Annotated in this window: 19 protein-coding genes; 15 read left to right on the top strand and 4 right to left on the bottom strand. The window is 63.9% G+C overall.

What is annotated here, in order from left to right; genetic code table 11:
- Positions 1-22 precede the first annotated feature (22 nt).
- From AB3X98_RS00955 to AB3X98_RS00930, 6 genes are all read left to right on the top strand, one after another.
- Positions 23-982, top strand: a complete 960-nt coding sequence (locus AB3X98_RS00955; RefSeq protein ID WP_069262176.1) for an ABC transporter permease — start codon at positions 23-25, stop codon at positions 980-982.
- Between the two features lie 106 nt (positions 983-1,088).
- Entirely contained in the window at positions 1,089-2,051 is a 963-nt protein-coding gene (gene rbsB / locus AB3X98_RS00950) for a ribose ABC transporter substrate-binding protein RbsB (RefSeq protein ID WP_368603203.1), read from the top strand.
- 196 nt (positions 2,052-2,247) lie between these two features.
- Positions 2,248-3,279: a substrate-binding domain-containing protein gene (locus tag AB3X98_RS00945; protein WP_368603202.1), complete on the top strand. Its 1,032-nt coding sequence runs from the start codon at positions 2,248-2,250 to the stop codon at positions 3,277-3,279.
- Positions 3,280-3,402: 123 nt separating this feature from the next.
- Positions 3,403-5,364 carry an amylo-alpha-1,6-glucosidase gene (locus AB3X98_RS00940; protein ID WP_368603201.1) on the top strand — a complete coding sequence of 654 codons (1,962 nt, stop codon included), beginning with the start codon at positions 3,403-3,405 and terminating at the stop codon, positions 5,362-5,364.
- A gap of 100 nt (positions 5,365-5,464) precedes the next feature.
- Positions 5,465-8,194, top strand: coding sequence for a glucosidase (locus AB3X98_RS00935; RefSeq protein ID WP_368603200.1), 2,730 nt, complete (start codon positions 5,465-5,467; stop codon positions 8,192-8,194).
- A 194-nt stretch (positions 8,195-8,388) separates the two neighbouring features.
- Entirely contained in the window at positions 8,389-9,714 is a 1,326-nt protein-coding gene (locus AB3X98_RS00930; protein ID WP_368603199.1) for a tetratricopeptide repeat protein, read from the top strand.
- Here the strand turns inward: AB3X98_RS00930 and AB3X98_RS00925 are convergent.
- Positions 9,705-9,863, bottom strand: a complete 159-nt coding sequence (locus AB3X98_RS00925) for a hypothetical protein (RefSeq protein WP_368610199.1) — start codon at positions 9,861-9,863, stop codon at positions 9,705-9,707. The genes AB3X98_RS00930 and AB3X98_RS00925 overlap by 10 nt on opposite strands.
- Here AB3X98_RS00925 and AB3X98_RS00920 point away from each other — a divergent pair.
- Both AB3X98_RS00920 and AB3X98_RS00915 read left to right on the top strand, forming a co-directional pair.
- The gene (locus AB3X98_RS00920; protein ID WP_368603198.1) at positions 9,862-11,046 is read left to right on the top strand and encodes a TIGR03118 family protein; all 1,185 of its coding nucleotides are present in this window, start codon (positions 9,862-9,864) and stop codon (positions 11,044-11,046) included. The genes AB3X98_RS00925 and AB3X98_RS00920 overlap by 2 nt on opposite strands.
- Positions 11,047-11,204: 158 nt before the next feature.
- A complete protein-coding gene (locus AB3X98_RS00915) occupies positions 11,205-12,410 on the top strand; it encodes an NAD(P)/FAD-dependent oxidoreductase (RefSeq protein ID WP_368603197.1) in 1,206 nt (401 codons plus the stop codon).
- A gap of 96 nt (positions 12,411-12,506) precedes the next feature.
- On the opposite strand, the gene AB3X98_RS00910 is transcribed toward AB3X98_RS00915, so the two are convergent.
- Positions 12,507-13,022 carry an Rrf2 family transcriptional regulator gene (locus AB3X98_RS00910; protein WP_069262168.1) on the bottom strand — a complete coding sequence of 172 codons (516 nt, stop codon included), beginning with the start codon at positions 13,020-13,022 and terminating at the stop codon, positions 12,507-12,509.
- 198 nt (positions 13,023-13,220) lie between these two features.
- Here AB3X98_RS00910 and AB3X98_RS00905 point away from each other — a divergent pair, with 198 nt between their 5' ends.
- The 4 genes from AB3X98_RS00905 to AB3X98_RS00890 all read left to right on the top strand — a co-directional run bounded on the left by AB3X98_RS00905 (position 13,221) and on the right by AB3X98_RS00890 (position 15,015).
- Positions 13,221-13,601, top strand: a complete 381-nt coding sequence (locus AB3X98_RS00905) for a BON domain-containing protein (protein ID WP_368603196.1) — start codon at positions 13,221-13,223, stop codon at positions 13,599-13,601.
- Between the two features lie 184 nt (positions 13,602-13,785).
- Complete coding sequence (locus tag AB3X98_RS00900; protein WP_342948188.1) at positions 13,786-14,049, top strand: hypothetical protein; 264 nt, start codon at positions 13,786-13,788, stop codon at positions 14,047-14,049.
- Between the two features lie 420 nt (positions 14,050-14,469).
- The gene (locus AB3X98_RS00895; RefSeq protein ID WP_368603194.1) at positions 14,470-14,763 is read left to right on the top strand and encodes a phasin family protein; all 294 of its coding nucleotides are present in this window, start codon (positions 14,470-14,472) and stop codon (positions 14,761-14,763) included.
- Positions 14,764-14,817: 54 nt separating this feature from the next.
- Positions 14,818-15,015: a hypothetical protein gene (locus tag AB3X98_RS00890; RefSeq protein WP_028204658.1), complete on the top strand. Its 198-nt coding sequence runs from the start codon at positions 14,818-14,820 to the stop codon at positions 15,013-15,015.
- Positions 15,016-15,073: 58 nt separating this feature from the next.
- On the opposite strand, the gene AB3X98_RS00885 is transcribed toward AB3X98_RS00890, so the two are convergent.
- On the bottom strand, positions 15,074-15,241 hold the full coding sequence (locus tag AB3X98_RS00885; RefSeq protein ID WP_368603193.1) for a hypothetical protein: 168 nt from the start codon (positions 15,239-15,241) through the stop codon (positions 15,074-15,076).
- Between the two features lie 198 nt (positions 15,242-15,439).
- On the opposite strand from AB3X98_RS00885, the gene AB3X98_RS00880 reads away from it, so the two are divergent.
- The 3 genes from AB3X98_RS00880 to AB3X98_RS00870 all read left to right on the top strand — a co-directional run bounded on the left by AB3X98_RS00880 (position 15,440) and on the right by AB3X98_RS00870 (position 16,858).
- Positions 15,440-16,033: a DnaJ domain-containing protein gene (locus AB3X98_RS00880; RefSeq protein WP_368603192.1), complete on the top strand. Its 594-nt coding sequence runs from the start codon at positions 15,440-15,442 to the stop codon at positions 16,031-16,033.
- A gap of 83 nt (positions 16,034-16,116) precedes the next feature.
- On the top strand, positions 16,117-16,446 hold the full coding sequence (locus AB3X98_RS00875) for a hypothetical protein (RefSeq protein WP_069262163.1): 330 nt from the start codon (positions 16,117-16,119) through the stop codon (positions 16,444-16,446).
- A gap of 115 nt (positions 16,447-16,561) precedes the next feature.
- A complete protein-coding gene (locus tag AB3X98_RS00870) occupies positions 16,562-16,858 on the top strand; it encodes an H-NS histone family protein (protein ID WP_069262162.1) in 297 nt (98 codons plus the stop codon).
- Between the two features lie 37 nt (positions 16,859-16,895).
- Here the strand turns inward: AB3X98_RS00870 and AB3X98_RS00865 are convergent, their stop codons facing one another.
- Positions 16,896-17,657 (bottom strand): YoaK family protein, encoded by a 762-nt coding sequence (locus AB3X98_RS00865; protein ID WP_069262161.1) that lies wholly within the window; start codon positions 17,655-17,657, stop codon positions 16,896-16,898.
- Between the last annotated feature and the right edge of the window lie 2,118 nt (positions 17,658-19,775).

Below are 19,775 nucleotides of genomic sequence, written 5' to 3'. Positions count from 1 at the left end.
CTGCAAACCAGCGAGACATGACATGTCGCAAGTGACCCTTACCCCCGGCAGCCGGGCGACGCTGCAAAAGCTCGGACCCTTCGTAGCACTGCTGATCATCTCAGTGGCGCTCTCGATCGTGAGCCGCGATTTCCTCACGCTCGACAACCTGCTCAACGTGATGCGCCAGGCGTCGATCAATGCGCTGATCGCGTTCGGCATGACGCTCGTGATTCTGCTCGGCGGCATCGATCTCTCGGCGGGCTCCGTGCTCGCGCTTTCCTCGGTGATCATCGCGACGCTGCTGAGCACGGGCACGCCCGCTATCGTCGCGACGCTCGCCGGCCTCGTGGCTGGCGGCCTGATGGGCTTCGCCAACGGACTCGTCATCAGCAAGGGCAAGGTCGCGCCGTTCATCGCCACGCTCGGTTCGATGACGGTGCTGCGCGGCCTCGCGCTCGTCGTGTCGAACGGCAGCCCGATCAGCAGCTTCAACAGCGACTTCTTCTCGCTGCTGGGCGGCGGCTATGTCGCGCGCCTCGTGCCGATTCCCGTCGTGCTGATGCTCGCGATGTTCGGCGTGTTCTGGGTCCTGCTGCGCAAGACCGTGTTCGGCCGCCATATTTACGCAACGGGCGGCAATGCGGAATCGGCGAAGCTTTCGGGCGTGAAGGTCGATCGCATCCAGCTGTGGGTGTACACGATCGCGGGCGTCATGTCGGCGCTCGCGGGCGTGGTGCTGACTTCGCGCCTGAACTCCGCGCAGCCGACCGCGGGCACGGGCTACGAGCTCGACGCCATCGCAGCGGTCGTGCTGGGCGGCACGAGCCTCACGGGCGGTCGCGGCTGGATCTTCGGCACGCTCGTGGGCGCGCTGCTGATCGGCGTGCTCAACAACGGCCTGAACCTGCTCGACGTGTCGTCGTTCTATCAGCAGGTCATCAAGGGCATCGTGATCCTGCTCGCCGTGCTGATCGATCGCGGCAACAAGAAGTCGTCGTAATCCCCAGGCTGCGCCACGCTTCATTCGCCTGGCGCGGCAGTTTGGCATCAATAGGTATCCTGAGATTTTATCTCCACACACTCCACATATAACGAGGAGGAAGACTATGCATAAGCACAATTCGCCGTCGATTTCGAAACTCTTTGCGGCGTTCGCCGCCGGTTCGCTCGTGCTGGGCCTCGCGGCCTGCTCGAAGGAAGGTCCGGGCAGCACGGCCGATGCTGGCGCGTCGGCGGCGCCGGCTTCGGGCGGCGCGGTCACAGTCGGCCTGTCGATCTCGACGCTCAACAATCCGTTCTTCGTCTCGCTCAAGAAAGGCGCCGAAGACGAAGCGAAGAAGGATGGCGTGACGCTCATCACCGTCGACGCGCAGAACGATCCGGCGAAGCAGCAGGCGAGCGTAGAGGACCTGATCGAGAAGAAGGTCAACGTCATCCTCATCAACCCGACCGATTCTTCGGCCGTGGCCAACGTCGTGAAGGAAGCGACGAGCAAGGGCATCAAGGTGATTTCGCTCGACCGCAGCGTGAACGGCGCGGAAGTCAGCTCGCATATCGCTTCGGACAACAAGGCAGGTGGCAAGATGGCTGCCGGTTTTCTCGCCGACAAGTTGGGCGGCAAGGGCAACATCGTCGAGCTGCAAGGCATTCCGGGTTCGTCGGCGGCCAACGAGCGCGGCGCCGGTTTCGACGATGAAATCGCGGCAAAGGGCGGCGTGAAGATCGTCACGAAGCAGCCCGCCGACTTCGATCGCGCCAAGGGCCTTTCGGTGATGGAAAACATCATCCAGAGCAACAAGGACATTCAGGGCGTGTTCGCGCAGAACGACGAAATGGCGCTGGGCGCGGTCAAGGCGCTGCAGGCTGCGGGCCTGAAGAACGTGGCCGTGGTCGGCTTCGATGCCACCGACGATGCGATCGCCGCGGTCAAGTCCGGCCAGATGGCCGCGACCGTGCAGCAGCAGCCCGAACTGATCGGCCAGTATGGCGTGCAGGCCGCGAAGAAGGTGGTCGACGGTCAGCCGGTCGACAAGTTCATCCCGGTGCCGCTGAACCTGTACAAGCAGTAAGCACGTTTTCAGGCGCGCGCGAGCGTAGTACCATCGGACGCGAAGACTTCGCGACCGCGCGCACTTGAGAGTGACTGCGCGCCCCGTGCCACACGGGGCGCTTCGTTTTGGGCCTTGCCCTGGCTCGCAGCCGCGTCGCCCGCTCTTCGCTCCCGCGTTCACCCGATCCCCAACCCACATCCAGCAGGAACGCCGCGTGTCCCAGTTCGAGCGTCTGACTATCGACGACATTGCCCGCCTCGCGGAGGTTTCGCGCACCACGGCCAGCATGGTGCTCAACGGCAATGCCGAGCGCTACCGCATCTCGGCGGCCACGGTCGAGCGTGTGCTGCAGGTGGCGAGGGACCATCATTTCACGCCGTCGCAATCGGCGCGCGCGCTGCGCTCGCGGCGCAGCAACACGATCGGCCTCGTGATTCCCGATCTGACCAACTCGGCGCACGCCGCGCTCGCCCAGGCCATGGAATGGCAATGCCGCGAGCGCTACCGTTATCAGCTCGTGATCGTGACGAGCGACGAAGATCCGGTGCGCGAGACCGAGGGTCTTGCGCATCTGGTCGCGCAGCAGGTGGATGGCGTGGTGGTCGTGCCGTGCACGGCCGAAGCGCCGCGCTACGACAAGTGGGTCAAGCGTCTGCCGATCGTGTTCGCCGACCGCCGCGTGGCGACGAGCGCGATTCCCTATGTAATTACCGACGCCGCTGAAACGGTGGCGGCTCTGGTGGGCGAGACGATCGAACAGGGCGCACGGGAAGTAGTGTTCTTCGGTGGCCAGCCGGAACTTTCCCCGAGCCGCGACCGCCTTGCGGGCTATCGGCTCGCGCTAGAGCGGCACGGCATTGCGGAGCAGGCCGACTGGGTGTATCAGCGCGATTACCAGCGAGAGTCGGGCTATGCGCTGATGAAGGCCTGGTTCGAAGCCCATGGGCGCTACCCCGAGGCGCTGTTCGCCGGTTCGATCACGCTGCTCGAAGGCTTGCTGGAGTTCGTGAACGAAGCGCATCAACTGGCCCAGGCGCCGGGTCGCGTGATGACCTTCGACGATCATCAACTGCTCGACTGCCTGCCGCTTCGCATCGACGCCATCGTGCAGGACAGCGCGCAACTCGCGGAACATAGCCTGCGTTGCGTGTTTTCACTGCTCGAAGGCGAAGGCGCGCCCGAGTCCATTCAGGTGCCCGCGCAGATCCATTACCGGCAGCGGCGCGGGCGGCCCGAGCCCCGCTAACCCTGCACGCACGTAAACAATTTCGCGATGTTCACGTCGCCCGCGTCTTTCGACTCGCTTTCTGGCTGCTCCGCGCCGACGGGAGTATCGTTGCGCAGATGATCCACGAGGGTAGGACAACCGATGACGCGTCTTCACAGCCCCATCGATGCGCAGCGCGTCGACGACGAATGGCTCGAAGCGGACGGCGCCGGCGGATTTGCATCCGGCACAGTCGGCACCGCGCGTACGCGCCGCTACCACGCGCTGCTGCTCACGGCTATGCAGCCGCCCACGAACCGCGTGGTGCTCGTCAACGGCATCGAAGCCTGGCTCGAGGACGGGGAGCGCAAGACCGCGCTGACGATGCAGCGCTACGCCCCCGATCTGCTCTATCCCGATACCTCGGGGCGCATCGCGAGCTTCGACACCTCGCCGTGGCCCACGTGGCGCTACCGGCTGGACGGCGGCGCCGTGCTCACGGCAGAAGTTTTCGTGTCGAAGGCGATCCGCGAAACCGTGCTGCGCTGGCGGCTCGATGCACCCTCCGGGGCTGGCGTTGCCGTGCTGAAAGTCCGCCTGCTGATCTCGGGCCGCGACTATCACGGGCTGCACCACGAGAACCCCGCGTTCGACTTCAACGCCCAGATCGACGGCGAGCACGTGCGCTGGCAACCGTACGGCGATCTGCCCGCCATCGTCGCGCGCTCCAACGGCTGCTATACGCATGCGCCGGACTGGTACCGCAACTTTTGCTACCCGCGCGAACGCGAGCGAGGGCTCGACTACATCGAGGATCTCGCGACGCCAGGCGTATTCACGTTTGACCTGGGCATAGGCGATGCGGTGATACTGTTGCACGCGCAACCATCTTCGGGTGTGCCGGATGCCTCGCTCGACAGCAACGATAGCGCCGCGAGCCGCGCGCAGCTGCTCGCCGGCATCGAAGAAGCGCGCCGGGCGTCGCTCGGCTCGCGTCTGCAGCGTTCGGCCAATGCCTATGCCGTTGCACGCGGCGAGGGCCGTACGATCGTCGCGGGCTATCCGTGGTTCACCGACTGGGGCCGCGACACGTTCATCGCCATGCGTGGCCTGCTGCTCGCGAACGAGCGCTGCGAGGAGGCGGGCGCGATCCTGCTCGAATGGGCGGCGACCGTTTCTGAGGGCATGCTGCCAAACCGTTTTCCCGACGCAGGCGGCGCGCCCGAATACAACTCCGTCGACGCATCGCTGTGGTTCGTCGTGGCGGTGCACGACTACTTTGCGGCCGGGAACGTGCCGCACGAAGCGCGGCATGCGCTCCAGGGCGCCGTCGACGCCATCCTCGAAGGCTATGCGCGCGGCACGCGCTACGGGATCGCAGCCGATCCGCGCGACGGCCTGCTGCGAGCGGGCGTGCCGGGCGTGCAGCTCACCTGGATGGATGCGAAGGCGGGCGACTGGGTGGTCACGCCGCGCATCGGCAAGCCGGTCGAAATTCAGGCGCTGTGGATCAATGCGCTGCGCATCGCCGCGGCGTGGGATACGCGCTGGCGCGAATTGGAAGCGCGCGCAAGCGCCTCGTTTGCCGGGCGCTTTGTCGATCCGTCGACGGGCGCGCTGTTCGACGTGGTCGATCTCGATCACGTGGACGGTACGGTCGATTGCTCGATTCGGCCGAACCAGATCTTCGCGGCAGGCGGTCTGCCGTTCGCGCTGCTCGAAGGCGATGCGGCGCGCGCGGTCGTGGCGCAGGTCGAAGCCAACCTGCTCACGCCCATGGGGCTGCGCACGCTCGCGCCGTCTGACCGCGCGTATCGCGGGCAGTACCGTGGCGAGGTGCTGCAGCGCGACGGCGCCTATCATCAGGGCACCGTCTGGCCCTGGTTGCTCGGCCCCTTCGTGGATGCCTGGCTGCGCGTGAACGGCGATACCGCGGCGCAGTGCGCGCTCGCTCGCGAGCGGTTCGTCGCGCCGCTGCTCGCGCATCTCGACCGCGCCGGGCTCGACCATGTTTCCGAGGTCGCCGATGGCGATGCGCCGCACCAGCCTGGCGGCGCACCGTTCCAGGCATGGTCGCTCGGCGAATTGCTGCGCATCCTCAAACGGCTCGGCGATGGCGGCTAGCGCCTACCCGTAGCGCGGCGCATGCGCCCGGCGGGCAAACCGCGCTAGCATGGGAGATTCGCCGCGCCACGCTCCACCGTGGCGGCCCCAATTCAAGGAGATGCCCATGCTGCAGCGCGCCGCCGGCCTCATCCACACGGTTGAAGGTCAACGCCTGTACTCGGCCGATTACGCCCGCTGGCAGCGCTGGGGACCGTACCTCAGCGAGCGCCAGTGGGGCACCGTGCGCGAGGATTACAGCGAGCACGGCACCGCGTGGGATTATTTCCCGCATGACCACGCGCGCATGCGCGCCTATCGCTGGGGCGAAGACGGCCTGGCCGGATTCGGGGACGAGCGGCTGGACTGGTGTTGTTCGCTCGCGCTGTGGAACGGCCTCGACCCGATTTTGAAGGAGCGTCTGTTCGGTCTTACGAATCAGGAAGGCAATCATGGCGAGGACGTGAAGGAGCTGTACTTCTACCTCGACAGCACGCCGACGCATTCGTACATGCGCATGCTCTACAAGTACCCGCAGGCGGCGTTTCCCTACCAGGACCTGGTCGACGAAAACGCGCGGCGCGGCGCCGGCTTGCCCGAATACGAAATCCTCGACACGGGCGCATTCGATGATCAGCGTTATTTCGATGTGCAGATCGAATATGCCAAGCACACGCCGGAAGACATCGTTATGCGCGTGACAGTCGAGAACCGCGCCGGGCAGCACGCATCGATCGACGTGTTGCCGCAGTTCTGGGCGCGCAACACGTGGTCGTGGAAGGCCACAGGCAGCAAGCCGTCGCTCGCGCTCGTTTCGTCCGCCGAGGGCGAGCATGTCGTCGCGCACTGCGGCACGCACGAGCCGCTCGTCGTGACGGCTGCCGCACAAAGAGGCGAGCGCGTCGAGTGGCTGTTTTGCGAGAACGAGACCAACGTGAAGCGCCTGTTCGGCATGGACGGCGCCGGTCCATTCAAGGACGGCTTCGACGACTATGTCGTGCACGGCAATAACGATGCGATCCGGCGCGACGCGGGCACGAAGGCGGCCGCGCGCGTGCATCTCGAGATCGCGGCGCACGGCCGCGCGGTCGTCACGTTCCGCTGGCGTCCGCTGTCCGCGCCGAAAGAGGACGTGGCGCTCGACATCGACAGCCTGTTCGCGCAGCGCATTGCCGAGGCGGATGCGTTCTACGACGCGCTGCAGCGCGACATCGAAAGTGCCGACGCGCGGCTCGTGCAGCGCCAGGCGCTGGCGGGCATGCTGTGGTCGAAGCAGTATTACCAATACGACGTGAACCGCTGGATGACAGGTGACCCGCTGCAGCCGACACCGCCCGCCGCGCGCCAGCGCGGGCGCAACGCGGACTGGCGGCATCTATGCAACGCGGACATCCTCTCGATGCCGGACAAATGGGAGTACCCGTGGTACGCATCGTGGGACCTCGCGTTTCAGGCGGTCGCGTTCGCCCTGGTCGATCCGATGTTTGCAAAGAAGCAGATGCTGCTGCTCGTGAAGGACCGCTACCAGCATCCCAACGGCCAGTTGCCGGCCTACGAATGGGCATTCGGCGACGCGAATCCGCCCGTGCATGCATGGGCGGCATGGCGCGTGTACGAGATAGATCGCGCGATCACCGGCAAGGCTGACCGGGATTTCCTCGAACTTGTCTTCCACAAGCTGCTGCTGAATTTTTCCTGGTGGGTGAACCGCAAGGATGCAGACGGCCACAACATCTTCCAGGGCGGCTTCCTGGGACTCGACAACGTCGGCATCTTCGACCGTTCGTCGCCGCTGCCGACAGGCGGACATCTGGATCAGGCGGACGGCACCGCATGGATGGCGGCCTACGCCCTGGACCTGATGCGCATCGCGCTCGAACTCGCGTTCGCGAACCATGTGTTCGTCGATATCGGCGTGAAGTTCTTCGAGCACTTCCTGTATATCGCGGGCGCGGTGAGTTGCGACGACGGCTGCGAGACGGGCCTGTGGGACAGCGTGGACGAGTTCTTCTACGACAAGCTGAGGCTGCCCGACGGCACCAGCGTGCCGCTGCGGATGCGCTCGATCGTCGGGCTGATTCCCTTCTTCGCGGTGCGCGTGCTGGAGGAGCGGGTACACGGCGGCCTGCCGGGGCTACGCGAGCGCCTGGTCTTTTTCCTCCAGCACCGGCCCGACCTTGCCCGCCTCGTGTCGCGCTGGAACGAACCCGGCAAGGGCAATTCCTTGCTGCTCTCGCTATTGCGCGGGCACCGGATGAAAGCGCTGCTTCGGCGTATGCTCGACGAAGCCGAATTTCTCTCGGATCACGGCGTGCGTGCGCTCTCTCGCGCCCATCTCGACGAGCCTTTTGTTTACCGGCACAACAGCTGCGACTTCCGCGTCAGATACCTGCCCGCCGAATCGGACTCGCGCGTATTCGGCGGCAATTCGAACTGGCGCGGCCCGGTGTGGATGCCGGTCAACTATCTGCTGATCGAGTCGCTGTATGAATTTCACCGCTACTACGGCGACGATTTTCGCGTCGAGTATCCGACCGGCTCGGGCAAGAAGCTTTCGCTCGCACAGATCGCCGACGAGCTGGCGCGTCGCGTCACGACGCTCTTTCTGCTCGACCGCAACAACGAGCGCCCGGTGATGGGCGCGTACCCGCTGCTGCAGGCCGATCCGCGCTGCCGGGATCTCGTGCTGTTTCACGAGTACTTCCACGGCGACAACGGGCGCGGCGTCGGCGCATCGCACCAGACCGGCTGGACAGGCCTCGTCGCGCTGATGCTGCAGCCGCGCATGATGAGCCCCTCGGGCAACGTGCCCGTGGCGGGCGAGGTCGAAGACGCGGAGGCGGTGAAGTAAGCGCGCGTTCGCAGGTGTCCGGTGCGAACCGGCACTCCCCCTGTCGGAGCGTTGGCCCGGCGATAACACCTGCGACGCGCGAAATTCGCAAACATCGCCAAAACGCCCGGCAGTAAAGCGTTTGCGAGCGCTGGCATAGTCGATGCGTTCACGCCGATCGCCAGTTGGGCCCAGCCAACTGCAGCCGAATCGAGGTGCAACATGTCGAGCCTTCCGGATCGCAGACCTGCGGGTCTATCGCAAGTGTTGTTTCTGATCGGGTTGATCAGCCGCTTGCCAGGAGTGGCGTGGCCTTTTGTGCTCCGTGGATCATCCTGGTCCTGGCCGGTCCCTTTTGCTGGCTCGTCATCTCCGGCGCGCTCACGCAACATGTGCTGGTGCCGCCGGTGGAAACACCGAAAGCACTGGCCGACACCGGCTATACCCCGGAATTCCTGGCAGAACGAATTCTTGCGGCGATGCGCGGAATCAGCAGCGACAGCGACGCGGTTCCGCACGATGTATCGCTGGCCGATAACGACAGCCCCGACATCAAGCTGCCGGGTGAGGACATGTCCTATGCTTCGATCGTCGGCTTTCTGAAATCGACGCTGTTCAGGAACAAGCAGGACGTGGTCGTCCATATCGGCATTACACACGTGAACGGCAGCGCGGATGCCTATGTCGCGCATATTCAGATCGAAAACGGGCCATTCAACGCCATGCACGATGACGTTGCGTTCACCGGTACTGATTTCAACCAGTCGATGCGGGACATCGCGATCGAGGTCATGCGGCTCGTCGAACCGAATACGCTCGCGAGCCATGTCTTCGCAGCGGTGCAAAAGACACGGTGTTCGCCGGGCCAATGTGACTACAGCGAGGTCGAAGCCATCTATGACGATGTCCTCGGCCGGCCGGGCTCCATGCAACACCAGTGGGCGCTCGCTGGAAAAGGCTGGCTGCTGCTGCGGCAAAACCGCTCCGAGGAGGCGGAGCAGCAGTCGCGCGACGCGCTGTTGCTGTATCCGCACTCGGCCGTCTTGCGGGCGAATCTCGGCATTGCGCTCGAGCAGGAGCGGAGAATCGACGCCGCGATCGAGGAGCTTCGTGCAGGCGCTCACGAGCGGTGGAGTACCGCAGAGAACCAGCGCTTGCTCGGCGACGTCCTGTTGCACGCGCACCGGTATGCCGAAGCCCTCAGCGCGTTCCATCGCGCAGATGAAATGCACCGCGACGATGTGAACATCCTGCACGACTGGGGCGAGGCGCTCATCGACAACGGACAATACGATGCGGCGATCGTCAAACTGGCGCACGCGGTGGAACTTCGTCCCGATTTCGCGCCCTCGTATGAACTGTGGGGGCAGGCGCTGGAAGGCGAAGGCGATTTCTCTCATGCCGCGCAAAAGTATGCCGAAGCGGACAAGCGCGACAGCGGCGCGCTGACGCCGCACGAGAAGCAACTTGCCATGCTCGGTACGCCGCGCAGATTGCCGCCGGTATCGGCAAGTTTGCAGGCACCGGATCGTCACGCATAGCGCTCGTTGCCCGCCGCGGATTTTTCGCTAGCTAGTTCAGTCATTACGATCGCCCGCGGAACAAGCCCCGTTTCTTCGCTGGAATAAACGCCGCATCCTCCTCGTTCTTTGTCCGTTAGCCCTTTGGACTGAACGAGGAGTGCGGTCATGAAGTCTCTACTCGCCGTATTCGGCGTCGTAGCATGTGGCGCGGCCATCGCGACGCTCGTGTCGTGTGGCGGCAGTTCCGGTTCCAGCTCGGGCTCCAGCAGTGCGAGCGTGCCCGTCCCGTCGACGTTCACGGCGACGGCGCTCGTTTCCGATGGTGCGGTGGCGGCCGCGCACATCGACGGGAATCTGAAGAATCCGTGGGGTGTCGCCTTCAATCCGAATGGCTTTGCCTGGGTCGCGGACAACGGCACCAATGTCGCAACGCTCTATGACGGCAACGGCGTGCCGCAATCGCTGATCGTCGCGATACCCAACGGCAAGAACGGCACGGCATCACCCACGGGCATCGTCTTCAACGGCACACAAAGCTTTACCGTGACGGAAAACGGCAAGTCAGGCCTCGCGGCGTTCATCTTCGCGGGCGAGGGCGGCACCATCACCGCGTGGGCGCCGGCGGTCGGGCCAACCAACGCATTCGTCATGTACGACGACGGCACGGGCGGCGCATTGTACAAGGGGCTCGCGCTCGCGACGATGAACAACGCGAACTTCCTCTACGCGACCGACTTCCATAACAACAAGATCGACGTCTTCAATACCTCATTCAACAAGGTGACGATGCCGGGCGGCTTCACGGACCCGGCGATGCCGGCCGGCTTCGCGCCGTTCGGCATCCAGGCGATCGGCTCGAATCTGTTCGTCACCTATGCGATGCAGGACGCGGCGAAGCACGACGATGTCGCAGGCGCGGGGCTCGGCATGGTCGACATGTACGACACGGCCGGTAACCTGAAGCAGCGCTTCGCGACGGGCAGTCCGCTCGACGCGCCATGGGGCATTGCACAAGCGCCCGCGAACTTCGGCTCGATGAGCGGCGCGATTCTGATCGGCAATTTCGGTAATGGCGCGATCAACGCGTTCAATGCATCGAACGGCCAGTCGATGGGGCCGCTCAACGGTTCGAACGGCAATGCACTTGTTGAGCCAGGCGTGTGGGGCATTGCGTTCGGCAACGACCTCGGCAATCAGCCTTCCAATACGCTGTTTTTCGCGGCGGGGCCGAATGACGAAGCCGATGGCGTGTATGGAAGAATCGATCTGAATGCGACTTCGAACCCAGCCACGACCACGGGCACGGGTACCGGCACAAGCACGGGAGCAGGGACGGGCATGGGCATGTAGCGCCCGGCCACACGGCATCGTTGTCTGATTCGTCAACAGTGCGTCCCCAAAAGGGGGCTTGCGCGATTAAACTACGACTCATAGAATCCGAGTTATGCGTAGCGCGGGCGCGGCGCGAGTCCACCGATATCACGTATCCCTGCATTGGAGAGCCACACATGTCGAAGCGTATTCTTGTTATTGGGGCCGGCTTCGCCGGCATGTGGAGCGCGCTGAGCGCGGCGCGGCTGCTCGATCAGCAGGGGCGTACGGACGTGGAGATCACGCTGGTCGCTCCAGACCCGCATCTGCATGTCCGTCCACGCCTGTACGAAGAAGGCCCCGCGAACTTCCGGGCGCCGCTCACAGAGATCTTCGATGCGACTGGCGTCAAGTTCATCCATGGAACGGTGGAGCGCGTTCACGTGGAGCGCCGCGCCGTGGATCTGACCGATGTCGATGGCCGGTCCTCTACGCTCGGCTACGACCGCCTCGTGCTGGCTACTGGCAGCCGGCTGTTCCGCCCGTCGATCCCGGGCCTGGCCGATCACACCTTCAGCGTGGATCAGACCGACGAGGCGGTCGAACTGCAAGCGCACATCCGCAGTCTGGCCAGCCAGCCGGACACGCCCGCGCGCAATACCGTGGTGGTGGCGGGCGGCGGATTCACCGGCATCGAGACGGCCGCGGAAATGCCGGCACGCCTGCGCGCGGCGCTGGGCGAGCAGGTGAACGTGAAGGTGATCATCGTCGAGCGTAACGATGCGATCGGCCCCGACCTGGGCGCGGGCCCGCGTCCCGTTATCGAAGAGGCGCTGGGTTCGCTCGGCGTGACCTCGAAGCTCGGTTCGGGTGTGGCTTCAGTGGATGCCGGCGGCGTCACGACAACGGACGGCCAGCGTATCGAATCGCACACGGTGATCTGGACGGCCGGGCTGCGCGCGAGCGCGTTGACCGCGCAGATTCCGGGCCGCCTCGACGCCTTGGGGCGTCTGTATGTCGATCGCAATCTAGCGGTGGAGGGCGTGCCCGGTGTCTACGCGACGGGCGACGTCGCCCGCGCAGCCACGGACCACGAAGGCAATCACACGATGATGTCGTGCCAGCATGCGATGAACCTGGGGCGCTCGGCAGGCCACAACGTGGCCGCCGATCTGCTCGGCCTCGCTCTGATTCCGTATAGCCAGCCGAAGTACGTGACCTGTCTGGATCTGGGCCCGTGGGGCGCGGTCTACACGGAAGGTTGGGAGCGCGAAGTGAAGTTGCAGGGCGCCGAGGCGAAGAAGCTCAAGCACCAGATCAACTCCGAATGGATCTATCCGCCTCGCGCGGACCGCGAGCAAGCGCTCGCCGCCGCAGATCCGTTGCGCATCGTGGTTGCCTGACCCTTCAGGATAACGACGGATCTGATTGGACGCGGAAGCCTCGATGGAGGCTCCGCGTTTTTTTGCATGCTGGAAGGGCTCGCAACGCGACGGTCGTTACCCGCGCCGATTGGCAGCGCGCTCGGTGAACCAGTCGACCACGTGATGGTGGTAGCTGGCAGGCGCCTTGGAATACGCGCGGGTGGCGAGATCGGCAAGCGAGTGTTGCTTGAGCTCCGCGCGCATGGCGCGCTCGGCGCCCTGCATCACGGCATGGATCGAGCAGGTGCCGCGTGTGGCCCATGCGGGCGGCTCGTCGTCGAAAACGGCACATTGCCGGCGTACTTCGCGACAGTCGAAGAGCGCCTTGTCGCCGTCGATGGCGTCGACGACATCCAGCACCGAAATATTGCGCGCGGGTTTCGCGAGTCTGAAGCCGCCGCGTATGCCTTCGGTCGACTCGACGATGCCGGCTTTGGCGAGGCGCGTGAAGAGCTTGGCCGCGTAATCGACGGGCACGCCCTGCATTTCCGCCAGGTCGCGTACGCTCGCCTCGCGCACGCCGGCGGACGTGCCGGCAAGGTAGAGCAGGCAATGCAGCCCGTATTCGACGCCCGTGCTGATGTGTGACATGGTTATACGACGACTTTTTGTATCGGAGTTGCTAGGGTAGCGCAGTGCGGCGCCGAAGTCATCCGCTGCATCAGCGTGTGCGCTCGGGCAGGCATCGGGGCGGGCCAGGCCATCGTGAACGCGACGCATGACTTCCTGTGCGAACATACGCTCAGAGGTGGCGCTTTTCCTCGGTTGACTCGACCCGATGGAGGCAGCATGAACAGAAACGGTGCGAATGGAACGATCGGCGCGATGGTGTTCGTGGCTATCGCGAGCTACGCTGCCAATGCGAACGCGCAAACCGGCGTGAGCGAGCCGGCCGGTGCGGCCGTGCAAAGAGTCTCGGCATCGACGCCCGGAAGCCGGCCGGATACCTCAGTGGTGCGTGACGTTCGCCGTGCCATCAGGCGCGTGCCGGATCTCGACGATTCAGACATTCACATTCGGGTCAGCCATGGCGTCGTCACGCTCTCGGGCACAGTCCCGGAGACCTGGCAGATCTCGCGCGCGGGCAATGCGGCGAGGCCGGTGCTGGGCGTGACGGCCGTGAGGAACCGGTTGACGGCCCAGAAGGGGGACGCCGCGGCCAGCGAGTAGTGCCCCGCCCGCGCTTCCACCCGAGGCAACGCCCTTGGAAGGCGACTCCCGATCTGTCCTTCCCCATGGGAACGCTCCCCGGAGCCAGTTCAAACTTGCCTTGCGCTGACGCAAAATACTGTATAAATTCACAGTATGTGTTTACGTCCAGTAGGAGCGTCGCATGGAATCGCTAATTCGCATTGTGAATGACGAAGACCGTCAGGCGTTTGAATGGCTGGTGGCAAATGTAGGGGCGGATCGGGTCGCCGCTGCGACGCGGCGACTTGCTGGCGGGGGGAAGCGGCCGTTCGTTTCCGCGCTGTGCCGATACCTCGGTGCATGGCCACCTGCTGCGCGTCGTGCCCGCAAGGTCGAGCCGGTTCATACGGCCGTTGGCGATCTGCATCTGGCGCGCATACGCGAACTGCTTGCGCAACGCAATGCGGTGAAAGTCGCCGCGCATTGATATTCCCGCTCCCGTTGTTTGAGGGCGCAACAGCGCCGCACTCGCAATCGCGCTTGCGACGAATCCTCATCGCAAGCCGTATCTTGTTTGACGTCTTGCGTCATCTGACTGCGCGAAACCCGTGGTTCGTCTGTTCTTGTCTGACCGGCCGAGATCCAGGCTGACAAGTCAACGGTTTGCAAGCCTGTTGGACACTTGCCGCCGCCATACTGCGGTTCAGCGCATCTGCGTAATGAATTGGGGAAACTCCTGACTCAACTAGCATTCATGAGACGGATTTAACAAAGTTAGAATCAAGGCTCTAGTTCGACTCCGGCATTCACTTCCGCATGGGCAATGCCAATTGCGTTGAAAAGCCATACATCAAACGCGGTCGATGCAGACATAACGATTAACGAAATGCACAGAGGTTAAATTAGTATGTCTAATCAAAAATTCGCGGCGGCGGGAAGCGAATCGTGGGCCGTAAAGTTGACTACGTTGACCGGTCATCTATTCGATGGTGTTTGTGAACTCTCACGCCTGAATCTCGCGACTTGCAGGTCGATATTCGCTGGTTCGCAACAGCACTTCGAAGGCATGTTGTCCGTCCAGACGCCCGAGCAATTCGTCCGCAACCAGGTCGAGCTATTGCCGTGGGTTGCTTCACAGGCGGCCGGGTACACGCGCGCATGCATGGACATCGCTTCGGAGACTGCGGCGAAACTGCGGTAGCTCGCAGTCGCGAAGAAGCGTGATCAAAACAGGATCAAGCGGGAGGGAAATAACATGTTGAGCCCCCACGAACTTGCCACGTTGATGCTGATAAAGAATGCACCAGGGCGGATCGAGCCCGACCGGGAGGAACTCGGTGCGCTTCGCGATCTGCACCTCGTCATCGTCGATACGCCCGAATCCGGCTTCCCTACGCCCCGCGTGACGCCTCAAGGCGATGCGCTCCTGAGAGCGGTCGCCCGAGTGCGCTGATTGGCGGTCGAGACCGCATAGTCTGTCACACGGACGGGCTATATTCAGAGTGCGTTGCTCACAATTGGGTTGCGATCCGCATGGATCCGAGGAGGCTGACGTGGACCAGTCCTGGCTGGGTATGGCTGCCGGCACGATCGTGCTCGTAATAGCTGCAGTTGGTGTCGCCGCTCACTATCGGCGCGAACGGCGCAGGGCCGATTTGCTGCGCAATCTCGATCACCACGAGTGGTGTCGCTGGACCCGGGTTCGACGCTGAGAACCCGGGTGCTGCGCGCCGGCGGCGCGGGCGGATTTCGATATCCGCGGCTCGTTTGCTTAGGACAATTGATCGGTTGCCGGCTGGCGATCGTCATCGCACGCGCGGTGCGTCCGCGGACGACATGCTACGATCGACCGCATCTCACTTCCATTTGTGCGAGCCATGGCGACGTTGTATGACTTGCTGGGCGTAAGCGACGACGCGAGCGACGCGGAAATCAAGCGGGCCTACCGCAGGGCCGCGATGAAAGCGCATCCCGACCATAATATGGGACGCGAAGCCGCTGCGCATGCGCAGTTCCAGGAGATCAAGGAGGCTTACGCGATTCTTTCCGATCCGGCGCAGCGCAGCGTCTATGACGCAGTCTATGCCAAGGAGATGGGGCGTATGGCCCGCGAGCGGGAAGAAGAGGCGCGCTTGCAGGAGGCGGCGCGTCAGGAGGCCTATGCGCGGCACGTGAGCGTGGCCATGCGCTTCGCGGAGCAGGGCTACAACCGCGACGTCGTATTCGGCGCACTGCTCGCCAGCGATTGCGATTCCCGACTCGCCGGGCGCATTGCCGACGGCGCTATCGCACTGCACCTGTCGCGTCAGGCGGACAGCGCCGCGCCGCGCAATGCCGGCGCGCCGGAAGAAGCCGTGCCGCCGTCTTCATCGCACGGCGCAGGCGACGAGGAATCGCAAAAGTCCGACGATCGTCGTCACGCGAACCTCTTTAGTGCGATCTGGCACGGTATGTTCGGGTTACATCCCTGAACGTGTGCCGCTGTCAAAATGCGCCGAACAGGCAGGAGCGGGGGTACGATAGTGATCGACATACTACTCAGCGTGGCCACCCTATGACTTCGAATTCACATGCCGCCCGCGATGTCGACACAGAGGCATTGGCAACCTTGTCCGAGTACCTGGAAATTGCACTCGACAAGGGAGGAAGCCTGATTCTCGTTCGAACGCCTGGCGGGAAAAGCGAGGTCTATCTGGGCGATCCCGCGCTGCTGCCGGAAGACTGGGCACACCTCGGCGCGATTCCGGAGCCGGTGGCTCGCGCGATACTGGAAGGCACGCGCTCCGGGCTCAACGAACTGACTATCCAGGCGCAAAGCTATCGTTTCGTGCGGTTGTTCGCCCAGGTTGCCGATGCGGGGGCAATTGTCTTCGTCACGGCCTGAGCGATCTGCTGCGTGAGTTTGCTGCCGCCGCGAATGCCTTGCGATCACGTTGGAAGGCGGTGTGAGCGAAAGCCACTATGATTAGCGAATGGTGTCCACGCGCAGGAGACGATTCGTGGCAACGTACAAGGAACTGAAGGCGCAACTCGCGGAACTCGAGCGTCAGGCGACCGTCGCCCGTCAGCAGGAGTTCGAGACGGTTCTCGCCGATATCCGCGCAAAGGTGGCCGAATTCGGGTACACGCAGCAAGACATATTTGGTAGTCGTCGCGGCAGGTCGGGGCTTTCGCATAGCGCGGCGCCCCCGAAATATCGCGATCCCGCAAGCGGTGCGACCTGGTCCGGCAGAGGACGCGCGCCGAACTGGATCAAGGACGCGAAGAATCGCGACAGGTTTCTGATAAGCGAATGAATTGCCCGGTATCTGCCGCCGGCGACCGACGTATTCCTCAAAAAAGGTCGCGCAGTGGCAGGCGGCGCAAATCGTCGGTAACCGGGACGCTCGCGAGAATCACCAGCACCATCGACAAGGGAACGCCCGCGGCAAATCCAAAATACCGGAAAGCCACTGCGCCCAGCGTTCCGCCAAGCAAAAACATGCCGAGCAGGGAGCCGAGTACGCGTACCCGCTGCATGTCCGCCGCCACGTGATGCGACGCCGAGGACGGCACGCCCCAGTTCCAATAGAGCGCCTTCCCAAGTTCGATTCCCAGATCTGTCACGATGCCGGTCACATGCGTCGTGCGGATTTCGGCGTGCGAGATTTTCGTGATCATGGCGTTCTGCACGCCCATGATGTAACAGAGCACGGCCACCGTCAGCGGCACGAAGAGAACGCGATGGATGCCGAGATTCGCGCCGAGCGCGGCGAAGCAAAGGAGCAGGGCGGCTTCGAGCAGGAGCGGCAGCGCGTAGACGCTGCGCGCGCAACGGCGGCGCCCCCAGTTGATCAGAATGGCGGACGTCGCGGCGCCACTCGCAAAGGCAAGGATGGAACTGATGGCGGACAACGCGATGCCGCTATCGCCAAGCGCGGTGCTGTCGGCAAGCGACGAGACGATGCCCGACATATGCGACGTGTATTGCCCAACGGCGAGGAACCCGCCGGCATTGATGGCGCCTGCGACCCAGGCCAGTGCACGGCCAAGCCGCAGGTTGGCCTGCTCGGTGCGTTCGACAGAGGTGAAACTGCGCAGATAGTGAATGGGCACGACGGCGTTCCGGGCTACGAGCGTCGAAACGCACAGTGTACGACGCGGACCGATTGCACGGCCCAACGCCATCTGGCGTTTGGGGTGCGGTCGTTTGCCGCAGGGCTCGCCACGTTGTCATGAATTCGTGTAATCCGCTTGCATAGGCCTTTTTTGCGCGAGCCCCGGGTCTCGATCGAGCGTCGGCAAGGTCGAACGGGCGGCAATCCACGGTGCGCAGGCCGGTGAGGTCGTTCAGGTTTGCGCTTTGGGCATCGTCTGGACGATCAATCTGTAAAGATCGTTGAAATTGTCCTCGGTCTCCAGACTCTCGAACCGGATCGCGGTTCGCGCCGAACGCCTCGTCGATCTCCACCCCGTCCCATACGGTCAAATAACGTTGCGCGCCTGGCAGGATGACCGACGCTTCCAGGTGCCGGTGACCGGCGTAGAAGTCGGCGTAGCCGTACCTGCTCGGGGAATTCGTTGATGTAGTAGGGCATCGCCCGCAGCAGCATCGCGCTGCTTGGGCCGAAGCCGGACGCCATGCCGTCGACCACGGCACGGCGATTCGTCACCGTGCCGATACCCATGCGAACTGTCCCGGCAGAGCATGAATACGATCAAGGCGTGCTCGTCGGCGTCAGGATCGGTGGTTCGTACCCGCCTGTGTCTACCGCGAAGCCCGCTTTGGTCGTGCCGCCTACGCCCGGCGAGCCAGAGTGGTTCGCAGCCCCAGCAGGACCGGCGCCGTGGCGCGCGCCGCTGCCCGTGCCGGACACGCCTGGCGGACCGTAATCGTTCGCAACCGGCTCGGCAGCCGGCCTTGCGACGGAAACCGGAGGTGGACGCGGTACGCTCTGCGGCGGCGCGTAGTTCGCAACCGGCGCACTGGGTGCCGGGGTGGTTGTGCCTCGGATCGACGTAGTCACACTCGGTGGCGGGGCATTGTCGGTCCTGGCTGGAGTGGGTATCACCAACGCATTCGGACGATAATCCGAATAGGGCGCGTGCGGCGGTGGGTTATATGCATTGGTAACCGGCGCGTTTACGATCGGCGCCGGCGGAGGAGGCGGCACGATTTCGACCGTGGCCGTCGCCGCACTCATGTGTGGTGAGCCGCGGCCCAAAGGTCCACCCGGGCCGCCTGCGCTTGCGCTACCTGAAGAGCTACCCGCACTCGAGCTACCGCCGCCTGCACCGGCGCTACTTCCGCCGGCGCTACTGCCACCGGAACTACTGCCACCGGAACTGCCTGCGCCAGAACTGCTTGCGCCGGAGCTGCCTGCACCGGAACTGCCTGCACCGGAACTGCCTGCGCCGGAACTGCCTGCGCCGGAACTGCCTGCACCGGAGCTGCCTGCACCGGAACCACCTGCACCGGAACCACCTGCACCGGAGCTGCCTGAGCCCGAACTCGAACCAGAGCCTGAACTTGACCCAGAGCCCGAGCCCGAGCCCGAACCTGACCCGGACCCGGACCCGGACCCGGACCCAGAGCCGTGGCCACCGCCCGCACCAGCACCGGCTCCTGCGCCACCGCCGTTGCCGCCGCCATTGCCGCCGCCGTTGCCTCCACCATTACCGCCGCCGTTTCCCCCGCCATTACCGCCGGCCGCACCATAAGCCGCACCCGACAGGGCCAAAGCGAGCACCCATACCACGGTCTGCTTCGTTGATCGGTTCATCGTTCCCCCTATTTCTCGTGCAAGCCACTTAGAACGCCCGACTTGCCCGCGCAAAACCGCTCCGCGCGTTGTTCAATAGGCGCGCAAGCGATGTACCTCGACGCGCTCCCCCGGTGCGTGTCGTCGGCATGGTTCAGAAGAACTATCTTCATTGCGACTTCGCTTCTCATTAGCGGAACGCAATGACGTATCGCTGCAGAATACGGCGATCAGAAGGCTACGCCTTCGCTGACTTGATTCGCATGACGAATCAATACCATTCATATGCCTTGAAGACTCTGTAAACGACGTAGCCTGTAGGTGGATTGTCCGGGCTGGCAGCTGGGATGGGCCAGGTTGGCGAAGAAATGCTAGCGAATGGCGTTGGTTCGGCCAAACAAAGCGCTTTCAATAAACGCTTTCAATTAAGCGAGAAGTCGGCTGCGCGCGGATCAGAGCGGGGTCGTGAGAC

This window comes from Paraburkholderia sp. BR14312 (assembly GCF_040948675.1).
GTDB classification, from domain to species: Bacteria; Pseudomonadota; Gammaproteobacteria; order Burkholderiales; family Burkholderiaceae; genus Paraburkholderia; species Paraburkholderia nodosa_A.
This window is presented reverse-complemented; position numbering and strand designations above follow the sequence as displayed.